Source organism: Leucobacter rhizosphaerae (assembly GCF_022919175.1).
GTDB classification, from domain to species: Bacteria; Actinomycetota; Actinomycetes; order Actinomycetales; family Microbacteriaceae; genus Leucobacter; species Leucobacter rhizosphaerae.
In genome coordinates this window covers 1,422,806-1,435,808 of record NZ_CP095043.1, presented here as the reverse complement: position 1 = coordinate 1,435,808, position 13,003 = coordinate 1,422,806, and the positions used below count along the sequence as shown (strand labels likewise).

The following is a 13,003-nucleotide window of genomic DNA, read 5'->3' as shown; positions in this document are numbered from 1 at the left end:
GGAAGAGCCGAGATGAAGATCCTCATTGTTGAAGACGACGAGCGGGTGTCCGACGTGCTCAGCGCCTACGTGCGCCAGGCCGGGTACACCACCGTGTGCGTGGCCTCCGGCGCCGCCGCGCTCGAGGCGCTGGGATCCGACACCGAGGCCGTGCTCCTCGACCTCGGCCTCCCCGACATGGACGGCATCGACGTCTGCCGGCGCATCCGCGGGATCTCCGGAGTGCCCATCATCATCGCGACGGCGCGCAGCCAGGTCGAGGAGCGCATCCGCGGCCTGCACGCCGGCGCCGACGACTTCGTGGTGAAACCGTACGATCTGCGCGAGCTGCTCGCCCGCATCGAGGCGGTGACCCGGCGAACGCGCGCGCTGCCGGTCGATCCGCAGACGGCGGTCGGCATCACCCTCGACGGCATCGTCATCGACGTCGCGAGCCGCCGGGTGCTGGTCGAGGATCAGCCCGCCGACCTCACGCCGAAGGAGTACGACATCCTCGCGGTCCTGGCGCGCTACCCCGGTGTGGTGGTGCCGCGCGACCGCATCATCCGGGAGGTGTGGGGCACGGACTGGAACGGCTTCAGCCGCTCCCTCGAGGTGCACGTCGGGTCGATCCGGCGCAAGCTCGCGCGTCCGGAGCTCATCGAGACGCTGCGCGGAGTCGGGTACCGATTGACGGGATCCTGACCCGTGCGCACCCGGCTCATCATCGTCTTTCTGGTGCCGATGACCGTGATCCTGCTCGCACTCGGCGGGGCGTACGCCTGGAGCGTCGCCCGCAGCATCCAGCAGGAGGTGGCGACGCAGCAGCTCGGGGATCTCGGCTACTTCCTCACCGGCGCGCGCCAGGCGCTGCGGGTCGGAAGCCCGGAGGTGGTGGAGGACGAGATGCGCCGCTATAGCGAGCTCTACGGCACCCGCATCTCGGTGTTCGACCGCTCGGGTGCGCTCTGGGCCTCGGGCGAGTCGAATCCCGAGGCCGCGGATGAGGAGATGGCCGAGCTGGTCGGCCTCGCGCTGTCGGGGCGCCGGAGCGATCCCGTGTCACCGGTGCTGCCCTGGTCGTACGGGAAAACGCTGACGGTGGAGCCGGTCTTCGACGACGGCAACGTGATCGGTGCGGTCTCGATCTCCGCGAGCGCCGATACCCCGCGTGGCGAGATCTTCGCGCACTGGTCGTCGCTCGTCGCGGTGTTCGCGCTCATCATCGGGCTGCTCTTCGTCGCGGTGACGCGACTCGCGAACTGGGTGCTCCGGCCCATGCTGCGAGTCGACCGCGCGATGGAGGCGATCGAGCACGGGGAGATGGACGCGCGGATCGCCGACGACACCGGTCCGCCCGAGATGCAGCGCATGATCCGCGTCTTCAACCAGATGGCCGAGGAGATCGAGCGGACCATGTCCCGCCAGCAGGAGTTCGCGATGAACGCGTCGCACGAGCTGCGCAACCCGCTCGGGGCGCTGCTCATGCGCGTGGAGTACCTGTCGACCGGGCTCGACCCCACGTGGGACGACGAGGTCGAGAAGACGCGCGAGGAGGGGCGGCGGATGTCGCGGATCCTCGAGACGCTCCTCAACGTGGCACGGACCGGGCAGACGGACTCCGCATTTGCGGTGGTCGACCTCGGAGAGCTCGCCGCGGATCGGGTGGGCGCGTGGGAAGACGTCGCCGCCCGGGCCGGCATCGAGCTCGCGGTGCATCGCGACGCGGGCGTGCACTCGCTCACCGACCGCACCTCCGTCGAGAGCGCGCTCGACGCGGTGATCGACAACGCCGTGAAGTTCGCCCCGGCCGGCACGACGGTCGAGGTGACGGTGCGACACGACGGCGAGGAACGGGTGATCGCGGTTCGGGATCGCGGCCCCGGACTCGACCCCGAGGAGTTCGAGCGGGTGACGAGCAGATTCTGGCGCAGCACGCGGGATCAGAACGTGCCGGGGTCGGGGCTCGGTCTCGCCATCGCGCACGATCTCCTCGAAACCCTGAACGGGGCGCTGCGCATCTCCGATCCGGGCGACGGCGGTCTCCGCGTCGCGCTCCACCTGCCGGGGGGCACGCCGTGAGCGCCGCGTGCCGCGAACGCCGACGCGTGCGCGGCCGATCGCGTGCCGTGGCCGCCGCAGCGCTCCTCCTGGCCGCGGCGGTGGGCCTCGGCGCCTGCGCCGGGCCGTCCGCCCCGGGGGACGCACGGCGCCAGATCGCGGGCGGCGGCACGACGGGCGTCTACTACAGCTACGGCGGCGAGCTCGCGTCGGTGCTGCACGCGCAGCTGGGTCTCGACATCTCCGTCGCCGAGACCCACGGCTCGGTCGACAACCTGAACCGCGTCGGCGACGGTCGGGCACTCGTCGGCTTCGCCCAGGGCGACACGGCGGCAGATGCGGTGGCCGGCCGGGGCGAGTTCGCCGATCCGCTCCCGGTGGAGGCGATCGCGCGGGTGTACGACGAGTACGTCCACATCGTGGTGCCGGCGGACTCCGACATCCGCGACATCTCCGACCTGGCGGACCATCGCGTCTCGCTCGGGGCCCCGGACTCGGGCGTCCAGGTCATCGCGACCCGCGTGCTCGCCTCGTCGGACGTCCCGCTGGATCGGCTGGACAATCCGGAGCTCGGGCTCGGCGACTCGATCGAGGCGCTGCAGAGCGGCGAGATCGACGGCTTCTTCTGGGTCGGCGGCCTCCCGACGCCGGGCATCGTCGAGCTGGGGGAGGAGATGCCGATCCGCCTCCTCCCCATCGGCGTGGACACGGTCGAGCGCGTCAATGCGGGGCACGCCGGGGTGTACCGGATCGCCGACTTCCCCGTCGGCACCTACGGGGTCGAGATCCCGACGGCCACCATGACCGTGCCGAACTACCTGATCGTGGCGCGGGACACCCCGAAGGATCTCGTCACCGACATCACGCGGACGCTCTTCGAGCAGCGCCCGACGATCGCGCGGCAGGTCGCCGCCGCGGAGCTGCTCGATCGACGGCAGGCGATCTTCACCGGGCCGATGGATCTGCACGACGGAGCGGTGCAGTACTACCGCGACGCCCGCCGCTGAGTGCCCGATCCGAGTCTCAAGAAACGCTCAAGACGCGCGACAGGGTGGCACTCCCGTTCCTACCATGGGGCAGATCGATTCAGCGTTGAACGTCGCCTCGCAGGTGGCTCCGCGCAGCGTGGATCGTTGCAGACAGCCCCAGATCCCGTGATGCACCGTTCGCATTCCGGGCCATGACCCAGAGGTGGAGAGATCATGAGTGCGAGCGAACCGCTTGTCGTCCTGGAGAACGTGCAGAAGCACTACGGCGAGTTCCAGGCGCTGACGGACATCGATCTGACCATCGACCGCGGTGAGGTGGTGGTCATCATCGGCCCGTCCGGATCGGGCAAGTCGACGCTGTGCCGGTCGATCAACCGGCTCGAGACGATCACGAGCGGGTCCATCCGGGTCGACGGCCAGGAGCTCCCGGCCGAGGGCAAGAAGCTCGCGACGCTGCGGGCCGAGGTCGGTATGGTCTTCCAATCCTTCAACCTCTTCGCCCACCTGACCATTCTCGAGAACGTCACGCTCGGGCCGATCAAGGTCCGCGGGCTCAGCAAGGCGGAGGCCGAGGAGGAGGCGATGCAGCTCCTCACCCGCGTGGGCGTCGAGAAGCAGGCGTCGAAGCTCCCCGCGCAGCTCTCCGGCGGTCAGCAGCAGCGCGTCGCGATCGCCCGCTCGCTCGCGATGCGGCCGAAGGTCATGCTCTTCGACGAGCCGACCAGCGCCCTCGATCCCGAGATGATCAACGAGGTGCTCGACGTCATGATCGGCCTCGCCAAGGAGGGCATGACGATGATCGTCGTCACCCACGAGATGGGCTTCGCACGCAAGGCGGCGGATCGAGTCGTGTTCATGGCCGACGGCCGGATCGTCGAGGAGGCGACCCCGGAGGAGTTCTTCACCCACCCGAAGAGCGACCGGGCCAAGGACTTCCTCTCCAAGCTCATCACCCACTGATCCAGTTCCACCACCGTTCGGCCGGTGCCCCCACCGTCCGAGCTTCCGAACACCGAAAGGGACACATCATGCGTTTCACGAAATCCCTCGCCGCGGTCGGCTTCCTCGCCGCCGCCGCGCTGACACTGACGGGGTGCAACAGCGGCAGCCCCTCCGACCCCGAGGGCGGCGGCGAGCCCGTCACCGCTGAGGTCGCCGAGGGTGTGGCGCTCGAGGGCAGCCCCACGTTCGACAAGATGCAGGAGCGCGGCAAGGTCGTCATCGGCGTCAAGGAAGATCAGCCCGGCCTCGGCTACCTCGACAACGTCACCAACGAGCGCAGCGGCTTCGACGTCGACGTCGCCCGCTGGATCGCCGGCTCCCTCGGCTTCGACGAGGAGAACATCGAGTACAAGGCGATCGCCTCCGCGAACCGCGAGCAGGCGATCGTGAACGGCGACATCGACTACTACGTCGGCACCTACTCCATCAACGACAAGCGGAAGGCGGACATCGACTTCGCAGGGCCGTACTTCGTGACCGGCCAGGGTCTGCTCGTGAAGAACGGCGGCGAGGACTACCAGTCGCTCGAGGAGCTCGAGGGCAAGACCGTGTGCTCGGCGACCGGCTCGACGCCGATCCAGAACATCAAGGAGAACTTCCCGGGCATCAAGACCCAGGAGTTCGATCTCTACTCGGCATGCGTCGAGAGCCTCGTCAACGGCCAGGTGGACGCGGTCACGACCGACCAGGCGATCCTCATCGGCTACGCCGCGCAGGATCCGGACAACCTGATGGTCACCACGGGCCCGCTGCTCACCGAGGAGCTCTACGGCGTCGGTCTGCCGAAGGGCGATGACGTGCTCCGCACCCACATCAACGATCTGTTCACCGATGGTGGTGACGAGTGGCAGGCGATCTTCGATGAGAACCTCGGCAACTCCGGCATCACGATCGAGCAGCCCGAGGTGGATGCTTACTAATCGCTGACGATCTCCGGGGCGGCGCCGCCCACGCGGCCCGCCCCGGAGCTCTCACACAGGAGAGGAATGACGTATGGACGTCATCTTCGGGAACCTCGATCTCTGGGGAACCGCTATCAAGAACACCCTGCTGGTGTTCTTCGGGGGCGGCGCGATCGCGCTGGTGCTCGGCATCATCGTGGGCGCCATGCGCGTCTCGCCGGTGCCGATCGCACGCGGTGTCGGCACCGTCTACGTGAACATCATCCGGAACACCCCGCTGACGCTCGTCTTCTTCTTCTTCGTGCTGGGGTACCCCGCGCTCGGGCTGCCGAAGGTGAGCACACTCCTCCTCGGCATTCTCGCGATCGGGATCTACACGGCGACCTACGTCGCCGAGGTGCTCCGTGCGGGCATCAACACCGTGCCGGTGGGGCAGGCCGAGGCCGCGCGCGCCATCGGGCTGCCGTTCGGCCAGGTCATGGGGCTCGTGGTGCTGCCGCAGGCCTTCCGCTCGGTCGTGCCGCCGATGATGAGCGTGTTCATCGCACTGCTCAAGAACACGACGGTGGCCGCGGGCTTCTCGGTCGCCGAACTGGCCGCTCTGCGTGCGACGATCAACGATGCGGCGGGCCGCCCGGGCAGCCCGATGGAGGTCCTGCTCTGGGTCGCCGCGGTGTTCGTGGTGCTCGTCCTGATCCTGAGTTTCATCCAGAACCGCCTTGAGAAGAAGTGGAGGATCGTCCGATGACTTCCGTGCTGTACGACGTTCCCGGACCGAGAGCGATCGCCCGCAACCGCATCATCGCGGTGCTCACCGTCGCGGTGGTGGCTGCAGTCGTGGGGTTCCTGGTCTACCGACTCTCCCTCTCCGGCCAGTTCTCCGCGCAGAAGTGGGGACTGTTCACCTACTCCACGATCTGGGTGCAGATCCTTCAGGCGCTCGGCAAGACGCTCGCCGCGTTCGCCGTCGCGGGTGTGCTCAGCATCGTGCTCGGGTTCGTGCTCGCGATCGGGCGGCTCTCCGACCATCGGGCGGTCCGCGTCCCGTTCATGGGGGTCACCGAGATCTTCCGCGCGGTCCCCGTGCTCGTCATGATGATGCTCCTGTACTACGGTCTGCCGTCGATCGGCGTGAAGATGGAGCCCTACTGGGCCGTCGTCATCGCGCTCGTCGTGTACAACGGATCGGTGCTCGCCGAGGCGCTCCGCGCCGGCATCGAGTCCCTGCCACGCGGCCAGAAGGAAGCCGGGTACGCGATCGGCCTCCGCAAGAGCGGCGTGATGCGGCTCATCCTGCTGCCGCAGGCGATTCGGGCGATGCTCCCCGTGATCGTGGCCCAGCTCGTGGTCACGATGAAGGACACCGCGCTCGGCTTCATCATCACCTACCCCGAGCTGCTGTACTTGGCGAAGCAGCTCAGCAGCAACGTCGAGTTCGGGCGGCCGCTCCTGCAGTCGGCGTTTGTCATCGGCGGCATCTACATCGTCATGTGCCTGATCCTCTCGGGGATCGCGAAGTGGCTCGACATCCGCATGCGGAAGAACCCGCGCGCCAAGGGCGGCGGCGCCGTGACCACCACCACGACGGTTCCCGTGCAGCCGGGCGACCCCCGCCTGCACGAGCAGGGCACCGTCACGGAGGTCATCGCGACGCAGGGCGACGGGCCGCGAGCCGACCGCTAGATGCTCGATCGTCTGCACCCGGACCCCCTCCTCGACACGTCGTCGGCGAGGGGGTTTCGGTGCTGATGGGCGCCGGCTCGGCCGCCGTGTTGCACGCAGTCGCGCCGATGGATACCGTCGGAGCGATGGAACTGCTGCCGCACGACATGGACTGGGGAGTGCTCGGGCTCCTGTTGCTCGCGGCCTTCGCCGCGGGGTGGATCGACGCGGTGGTCGGCGGCGGCGGCCTGCTGCAGCTCCCGTCCCTCCTGCTCGTGCCCGGGATGACCCCGCTGCAGGCCCTTGCGACCAACAAACTCGCCTCCGTGTTCGGCACCGCCACGAGCAGCGTCACGTTCGCCCGCCGGGTGCGGCCGAGTCTGCGCACGGTCATACCCATGGCCGCGATCGCGCTGCTCGGCTCGTTCGGCGGCGCGTCGCTCGCGGCGTTCCTCCCGGCCGCGGTCTTCAAACCGATCATCGTGGTGGCGCTGCTCACCGTCGCGATCATCACGCTGGTGCGGCCGTCGCTCGGCGCCGTGACGAGCCTGCGGTTCCGGGGCAGACGTCACCTCGTGATCGCCGCGGCCATCGGCGCCGTGATCGGGTTCTACGACGGGCTGCTCGGCCCCGGCACCGGCACGTTCCTCGTGATCTCGCTCGTGGGGCTGCTCGGCTACGATTTTCTGCGCGCCAGCGCGAAGGCGAAGATCGTGAACTTCGCCACGAACGTCGGCGCGCTGCTGTTCTTCATTCCGATCGGCGCCGTGATCTGGCCGCTCGGGCTCGTGATGGGCGCGGCGAACATCCTCGGCAGCCTGCTCGGCTCGCGCATGGCGATCGCGCGAGGATCCCGGTTCGTCCGCGTGCTCTTCCTCTGCGTGGTGGGCGTGCTGATCGTCAAGCTCGGCGTCGACATCTGGGTCGAGGCGACGGCCTGACGCCGTGCCTCAGCGCGCGTAGGTGTCGACGGCGAGAATCTTGACGGCGATCTCGTTGCCGTTGGGCGCGAGGTAGCTGGCCTCGTCACCGACGTTGAGGCCGAGGATCGCGGCGCCGAGCGGGCTCTCCGCGCTGTAGACGTCGAGGTCGGAGCCGTCGGCCAGCTCGCGGCTCCCGAGCAGGAAGCGCTCCTCGTCGCCGAAGAGCTCCGCCGTGATGACCGTGCCGATCTCGACCACACCGTGAGCCTCGGGCACCTCGCCGATGACCGCGTGCTTGAGCAGCGACTCCAGGTCGCGGATGCGCGCCTCCATCTTGCCCTGCTCGTCCTTGGCCGCGTGATAGCCGCCGTTCTCCTTGAGGTCGCCCTCTTCGCGGGCGGCCTCGATGCGCGCGGCGATGTCCTTGCGTCCGGCCCCGGTGAGCTCGTCGAGCTCGCCCTTGAGGCGGTCGTAAGCGTCCTGCGTCAGCCAGGTCTGTGTCGGCTCGGCCATGGTCGATCCTCGTTTCGGCGTGTGCGCGACGGGTCGCGCGGGGGATAAGCGCAACGCCCCAACCAAGTCAGGGCGCTGAGTTTCAGGATACCAGCGACACGCTGAGACGCCCGCATTCGGGCGCGCATGTCGGGGCCCGGGCCGGATCCCGACCCGCTCACTCCAGGATCCAGCACTCCTTCGCCGTGACGGCGGTCGCCGGGGTGGTCGTGTGCAGCGGGGTCGTCACGACGGTCGTGCGCTCGTCGGTCACCGGCAGCTCGACGATCGTCCAGCCGACGGTCGCCTTCGACGTGTTGAGCGCTTCGATGGCGCACGCGACCGGGGTCTGCGCCGGGGCGGTCACCTCGAACTTCATGTCGAGGGTGAGCTCGCCCGTCTTCGTGTAGCCGATGTCCTGCGCCGACACCTGATTGGTGGTCTGCCACCCGCTGAACACCAGGAACCCGATGCCCGCCAGCACGAGCACTCCGACGGCGCTCCACGCGAACGTGCGGTCGAAGCGGCGCTTGCTCCCGGTGCGGTACCGATCCTCGAGGGTCTGCGCCGGCGGGGCCGCCGCGCGGTCCGCGGGCGCCGCGACCGGCGATGCCGAGGGGGTGTCCTCCGACACGGGAACCTCCGATGTGAACTGGCTAAACTAGTGGCCTGTGCCAGCGTATCGGGATCTTCCGGGAGGCACTTGTGAAAGGACGCGGATGACGCTCAGGCTGATCGCGGTGCATGCCCACCCCGACGACGAGTCCAGCAAGGGTGCTGCGACGTACGCCCACTACCTCGACCGGGGTGCGGAGGTCATGATCGTGAGCTGCACCGGCGGCGAGCGCGGCGACGTGCTCAACGAGCTGGTCGCGCGGAATCCGAAGAGCCGGCGGGATCTCGCCGGGCTGCGGCGCGATGAGATGAGCCGAGCCCGCGACATCATCGGGTTCGAGCACCGCTGGCTGGGCTACCAGGACTCGGGGCTGCCCGACGAGGGCGATCCGGTGCCGGAGGGATCCTTCGCCGCGATCCCGGCCGAGGTCTCCGCGGAGCCGCTCGTGCGGCTCATCCGCGAGTTCCGCCCGCACGTCATGATCACCTACAACGAGCAGGGCGGCTACCCGCACCCCGATCACATCCGCTGCCACGAGATCAGCCGCATCGCGTGGGAGCGCTCGGGCGATGCCGAGAGCTATCCCGATGCGGGGCAGCCGTGGGCCATGAAGAAGATGTACTACGAGGAGATCTTCAACGCCGAGCGCGTGGGCACGGTCTACCAGTGGCTGCTCGACCACGAGCCGAACTCGCCGCTGATCGAGCAGTTCGCCGAGATGCGCGAGTGGATGTCGCGGCGGGCGTACCGGGGCACGGCGAAGATCGACGTCGGCCGGTTCTTCGACCAGCGCGACGAGGCGCTGCGGGCGCACGCGAGCCAGGTGCCGCCCGACAGCCCGTTCTTCTTCTGGCCGAACGAGCTGCAGCGCGAGGCGTGGCCGTTCGAGGACTACCGGCTCGCGGCGTCGCGGGTGGCGACGAGCGAGTTCGAGGCCGACCTGTTCCAGGGCATCACTGAGGAGGAAACCGCGTGAATCTGTTGGGTGTTGTGGGTCGGTTCGCCGAGGAGCAGGCGGAGTTCGACCCGAATCAGGTCACACCGGGCTGGGAGGGCTTCGTCTTCACCGGTCTGATCGCGGTCGCGATCATCGTGCTGGGCTTCAACCTCGTCTCGCGCCTTCGCCGCAACGCGTACCGCGCGGAGGTGCAGGAGGAGATCGCGCGCGAACTCTCCGAGGGCGATGCGACCGGTGCGGCGGGCGATCCGGGGTCCGATCCCGAACCGCGCAACTGAGCCGCATGACCGGTCGCGCGTGGGACGAGGATCCGGGCTTCGACGGCCCCGACGACGCTGAGCGCTGGCCGGGCGAGGCCTGGGGCGCGCCGCCGCCGGAGAGGTTCGGCGGGGCTGGTGGCGACGCCAATGGCGGCGCTGGAGGTGCCTGGGCTGGCGGTGCCGGTGCGGGATCTGCGGCCGGTCCGGTGCCGCTGCCTACGGACGCGGGATCGGCGCCCAGCGCGTCCGCGCACGCCGGTCGCGATCCGCTCGAGGTGCTCGCGGAGGTCTTCGGCTACGACGCGTTCCGCGGGGAGCAGGAGGCCGCGATCCGGCACGTCATCGACGGCGGCGACGCGGTGGTGCTCATGCCGACCGGCGGCGGGAAGTCGATGTGCTTCCAGATCCCGTCGCTCGTGCGCGAGGGCACGGGAATCGTCTTGTCTCCGCTCGTCGCGCTCATGCACGACCAGGTCGCTGCGCTGCGCCTCGCCGGGGTGAGCGCGGCGGCGCTGAACTCGTCGATGAGCATCGACGATCGCCGCGAGGTCGAGCGGGCGTACCGCGCGGGAGAGCTGGAGATGCTCTACCTCGCTCCGGAGCGGCTCTCGGCCCCCGGCACCGTGGAGTTGCTGAATCAGGGGCGCATCGCCCTGTTCGCGATCGACGAGGCCCACTGCGTGTCGCAGTGGGGGCACGACTTCCGCCCCGACTACCTCCGGCTCGGTGCCCTCGCGGAGCACTGGCCCGACGTGCCGCGCGTCGCCCTGACCGCGACCGCGACTCCCGAGACCCACCGCGAGATCACCGAGCGGCTGCACCTCGAGCGCGCCCGGCACTTCGTGGCGAGCTTCGACCGGCCGAACATCCGCTACCGCATCGAACCGAAGCAGAACGCGCGGGCGCAGCTCATCGACTTCATCCGGAACGAGCACGCGGGAGACGCCGGGATCGTGTACGCCCTGAGCCGCAAGCGGGTCGAGCAGACGGCGGCCGCGCTGCGCGACGCCGGCGTCGACGCCGTGGCCTACCACGCGGGTCTGCCGCCCGAGGTGCGGCTCGATGCGCAGACGCGTTTCCTCCGCGAGGACGGCGTCGTCGTCGTGGCGACGATCGCGTTCGGCATGGGCATCGACAAGCCCGACGTGCGGTTCGTGGGGCACATCGATCTGCCGAAGTCGGTCGAGGGGTACTACCAGGAGACCGGCCGCGCGGGCCGGGACGGGCTGCCGTCGCAGGTGTGGCTCGCGTACGGCCTCGCCGACGTGGTGCAGCAGCGCCAGCTCATCGAGTCGGGCGACGGCGACGCGGCGACGCGGGCCAACCAGACCCGGCACCTGAACCAGATGCTCGCGCTCTGCGAGGGCGTCGAGTGCCGACGCGTCTTTCTTCTGCGCTACTTCGGTGAGGAGGGGGCTCAGCCGTGCGGCAACTGCGACGTCTGCCTCAACCCGCCGAAGCTCTGGGACGCGACGATCCCGACCCAGATGCTGCTCTCGACCGTGATCCGCACCCAGCGCGAGCGCGGGCGCAGCTACGCGGCCGGGCAGCACATCGACGTGCTGCGCGGGGTCGGTTCTGAGCGCGTCACGCAGATGCGCCTCGACGAGCTCTCGACCTGGGGCATCGGCACCGAGTGGTCGGTCGCCCAGTGGCGCGGGATCGTGCGGCACCTCCTCGCGGTGGGCCTGCTCGAGGCGCAGGGGGAGTGGGGCACGCTCGCGCCCACCGAGGCGGCGAAGCCCGTGCTCCGCGGCGAGGCCGAGGTGCACATGCGCGAGGAGGTCTTCGTGCGCGCGAGCCGGAGCGGGCGCGCGGTGCGGGGCGCGAGCGGCGGAACGAAACGGTCAGCGGCCGCCGCCGAGCTGGACGCGGAGCAGGGCGAGGTGTTCGAGCGGTTGCGCGCCTGGCGTGCGGAGGAGGCGAAGCGGCAGGGTGTGCCCGGGTACGTCGTCTTCGGCGACGCGACCCTCGCGGCGCTGGCGGTCCACCGGCCGACCTCTGATGAGGATCTCCTGAAGATCTCGGGGATCGGCGAGGTGAAACTCGAGCGCTACGGTGCGGCGGTGCTCGCCGCGCTGGCGGGCTGATCCTGCCCGAGAGATGGGATGGGGCGTGCGCGGCGCGGGCCTCAGCGTGCAGAACGGTACGCGAATGGATGATCTTGCGTGCGGAACTGCACTCTGAGCACCCCGAGTATCCTGAGCACCCCGAGTACCCTGAGCACTCCGAGGTCTACCGCAGGTAGACCGGATCCAGCGCGACGAGCAGCGCCGCCGTCCAGTGGCACAGGAACGCGAGCACCGTGAGCGCGTGGAAGATCTCGTGGAACCCGAACACGCCGGGCACCGGGTTCGGCCGCTTCAACGCGTAGACCACCGAGCCCACCGTGTAGAGCAGCCCGCCCACGACCACAAGCACCATCGTCGCGGGGTTCGCGCGGTACATCTCGCCGAGGTACATGACCGCGGCCCACCCGAGCAGCAGGTACAGCGGCACGTAGAGCCAGCGCGGCGCCCCGATCCAGAACACCCGGAACCCGATCCCGAGCAGCGCTCCCGCCCACACGACGATGAGCAGCGGGATCCCGGCGGAGAGCGGCAGCGCGAGGAGAGCCAGCGGCGTGTACGTGCCCGCGATCAGCAGGAAGATGTTGGCGTGGTCGAGCCGTCGGAACACCTGCTTGACCTGCGGGCGCCAGTTGAAACGGTGGTAGAGCGCTGAGACGCCGAAGAGCAGCATGCTCGAGAGGGTGTAGACGACCGCGGCCCACTTCGCGACCGGCCCGTCGCCCAGCGCGATGAGCACGATCCCGGCAGCGGTCGCGAGCGGGAAGGTGCCCGCGTGGATCCAGCCGCGCCACCGGGGTTTGGGATCGACGGCCGGGGCCGCGTCGGCGGCGCCGCCTGAGACGCCGCCGCCGACCGTGCCCGTGCCCGTGCCCGCCGTGCCGGCCGTTCCTTCGGCGGCGCGCCCGTGCGGGTGGTCGAGCGCGTCCTCGAGGAGCGGCAGGGAGAGGCTGTCGGGCTCCGGGAACGAGCGTTCGGTGGACTCGGGGTCACCGTGCGGGGTCATGCCTCGAGTGTACGGTCCCCACAGTTCTGGCACCGCATATGTGTAGCTCCCGCCCAGTCCGCGCGGCCAGCTTCGCCGCGAGCC

14 protein-coding genes are annotated in these 13,003 nt (G+C 69.5%); 11 read left to right on the top strand and 3 right to left on the bottom strand.

What is annotated here, in order from left to right; genetic code table 11:
* Positions 1 to 12: 12 nt before the first annotated feature.
* The 8 genes from MUN76_RS06600 to MUN76_RS06565 all read left to right on the top strand — a co-directional run bounded on the left by MUN76_RS06600 (position 13) and on the right by MUN76_RS06565 (position 7,536).
* A complete protein-coding gene (locus MUN76_RS06600; protein WP_244688235.1) occupies positions 13 to 684 on the top strand; it encodes a response regulator transcription factor in 672 nt (223 codons plus the stop codon).
* 3 nt (positions 685 to 687) lie between these two features.
* Entirely contained in the window at positions 688 to 2,061 is a 1,374-nt protein-coding gene (locus MUN76_RS06595; protein ID WP_244688233.1) for a sensor histidine kinase, read from the top strand.
* Positions 2,058 to 3,047 carry a TAXI family TRAP transporter solute-binding subunit gene (locus MUN76_RS06590; RefSeq protein ID WP_244688232.1) on the top strand — a complete coding sequence of 330 codons (990 nt, stop codon included), beginning with the start codon at positions 2,058 to 2,060 and terminating at the stop codon, positions 3,045 to 3,047. Before MUN76_RS06595 ends, MUN76_RS06590 begins: the two co-directional genes overlap by 4 nt.
* Before the next feature lie 195 nt (positions 3,048 to 3,242).
* A complete protein-coding gene (locus MUN76_RS06585) occupies positions 3,243 to 3,989 on the top strand; it encodes an amino acid ABC transporter ATP-binding protein (protein WP_244688230.1) in 747 nt (248 codons plus the stop codon).
* 68 nt (positions 3,990 to 4,057) lie between these two features.
* On the top strand, positions 4,058 to 4,951 hold the full coding sequence (locus MUN76_RS06580) for a glutamate ABC transporter substrate-binding protein (RefSeq protein ID WP_244688228.1): 894 nt from the start codon (positions 4,058 to 4,060) through the stop codon (positions 4,949 to 4,951).
* Positions 4,952 to 5,024: 73 nt separating this feature from the next.
* On the top strand, positions 5,025 to 5,681 hold the full coding sequence (locus MUN76_RS06575) for an amino acid ABC transporter permease (RefSeq protein ID WP_244688226.1): 657 nt from the start codon (positions 5,025 to 5,027) through the stop codon (positions 5,679 to 5,681).
* Entirely contained in the window at positions 5,678 to 6,616 is a 939-nt protein-coding gene (locus MUN76_RS06570; protein WP_244688225.1) for an amino acid ABC transporter permease, read from the top strand. The genes MUN76_RS06575 and MUN76_RS06570 overlap by 4 nt, the downstream gene beginning before the upstream one ends.
* 125 nt (positions 6,617 to 6,741) lie before the next feature.
* Positions 6,742 to 7,536 (top strand): TSUP family transporter, encoded by a 795-nt coding sequence (locus MUN76_RS06565; RefSeq protein ID WP_244688223.1) that lies wholly within the window; start codon positions 6,742 to 6,744, stop codon positions 7,534 to 7,536.
* 9 nt (positions 7,537 to 7,545) lie between these two features.
* On the opposite strand, the gene greA is transcribed toward MUN76_RS06565, so the two are convergent.
* Together greA and MUN76_RS06555 are read right to left on the bottom strand one after the other, a co-directional pair.
* The gene (greA, locus tag MUN76_RS06560) at positions 7,546 to 8,031 is read right to left on the bottom strand and encodes a transcription elongation factor GreA (RefSeq protein WP_244688221.1); all 486 of its coding nucleotides are present in this window, start codon (positions 8,029 to 8,031) and stop codon (positions 7,546 to 7,548) included.
* Positions 8,032 to 8,188: 157 nt separating this feature from the next.
* Positions 8,189 to 8,644 (bottom strand): DUF4307 domain-containing protein, encoded by a 456-nt coding sequence (locus MUN76_RS06555; RefSeq protein WP_244688219.1) that lies wholly within the window; start codon positions 8,642 to 8,644, stop codon positions 8,189 to 8,191.
* Positions 8,645 to 8,729: 85 nt separating this feature from the next.
* Between MUN76_RS06555 and mca the strand changes: the two genes are divergently transcribed.
* From mca to recQ, 3 genes are read left to right on the top strand one after another with little or no spacing between them, the layout of a single operon-like run.
* Positions 8,730 to 9,602: a mycothiol conjugate amidase Mca gene (mca, locus tag MUN76_RS06550; RefSeq protein WP_244688217.1), complete on the top strand. Its 873-nt coding sequence runs from the start codon at positions 8,730 to 8,732 to the stop codon at positions 9,600 to 9,602.
* Positions 9,599 to 9,862, top strand: a complete 264-nt coding sequence (locus tag MUN76_RS06545; RefSeq protein ID WP_244688216.1) for a hypothetical protein — start codon at positions 9,599 to 9,601, stop codon at positions 9,860 to 9,862. Before mca ends, MUN76_RS06545 begins: the two co-directional genes overlap by 4 nt.
* Positions 9,863 to 9,867: 5 nt before the next feature.
* On the top strand, positions 9,868 to 11,934 hold the full coding sequence (gene recQ, locus MUN76_RS06540) for a DNA helicase RecQ (RefSeq protein WP_244688214.1): 2,067 nt from the start codon (positions 9,868 to 9,870) through the stop codon (positions 11,932 to 11,934).
* Positions 11,935 to 12,079: 145 nt separating this feature from the next.
* Here recQ and trhA read toward each other — a convergent pair whose 3' ends face one another.
* Positions 12,080 to 12,919, bottom strand: a complete 840-nt coding sequence (gene trhA / locus MUN76_RS06535; RefSeq protein WP_244688212.1) for a PAQR family membrane homeostasis protein TrhA — start codon at positions 12,917 to 12,919, stop codon at positions 12,080 to 12,082.
* Positions 12,920 to 13,003: the final 84 nt, after the last annotated feature.

Bases quoted from the DNA above. Each gene is read 5' to 3' on its own strand.
- MUN76_RS06600 (WP_244688235.1), top strand. From the start codon at position 13: ATGAAGATCCTCATTGTTGAAGACGACGAGCGGGTGTCCGACGTGCTC.
- MUN76_RS06585 (WP_244688230.1), top strand. From the start codon at position 3,243: ATGAGTGCGAGCGAACCGCTTGTCGTCCTGGAGAACGTGCAGAAGCAC.
- MUN76_RS06580 (WP_244688228.1), top strand. From the start codon at position 4,058: ATGCGTTTCACGAAATCCCTCGCCGCGGTCGGCTTCCTCGCCGCCGCC.
- MUN76_RS06575 (WP_244688226.1), top strand. From the start codon at position 5,025: ATGGACGTCATCTTCGGGAACCTCGATCTCTGGGGAACCGCTATCAAG.
- MUN76_RS06570 (WP_244688225.1), top strand. From the start codon at position 5,678: ATGACTTCCGTGCTGTACGACGTTCCCGGACCGAGAGCGATCGCCCGC.
- MUN76_RS06565 (WP_244688223.1), top strand. From the start codon at position 6,742: ATGGAACTGCTGCCGCACGACATGGACTGGGGAGTGCTCGGGCTCCTG.
- greA (WP_244688221.1), bottom strand. From the start codon at position 8,031: ATGGCCGAGCCGACACAGACCTGGCTGACGCAGGACGCTTACGACCGC.
- mca (WP_244688217.1), top strand. From the start codon at position 8,730: ATGACGCTCAGGCTGATCGCGGTGCATGCCCACCCCGACGACGAGTCC.
- recQ (WP_244688214.1), top strand. From the start codon at position 9,868: ATGACCGGTCGCGCGTGGGACGAGGATCCGGGCTTCGACGGCCCCGAC.
- trhA (WP_244688212.1), bottom strand. From the start codon at position 12,919: ATGACCCCGCACGGTGACCCCGAGTCCACCGAACGCTCGTTCCCGGAG.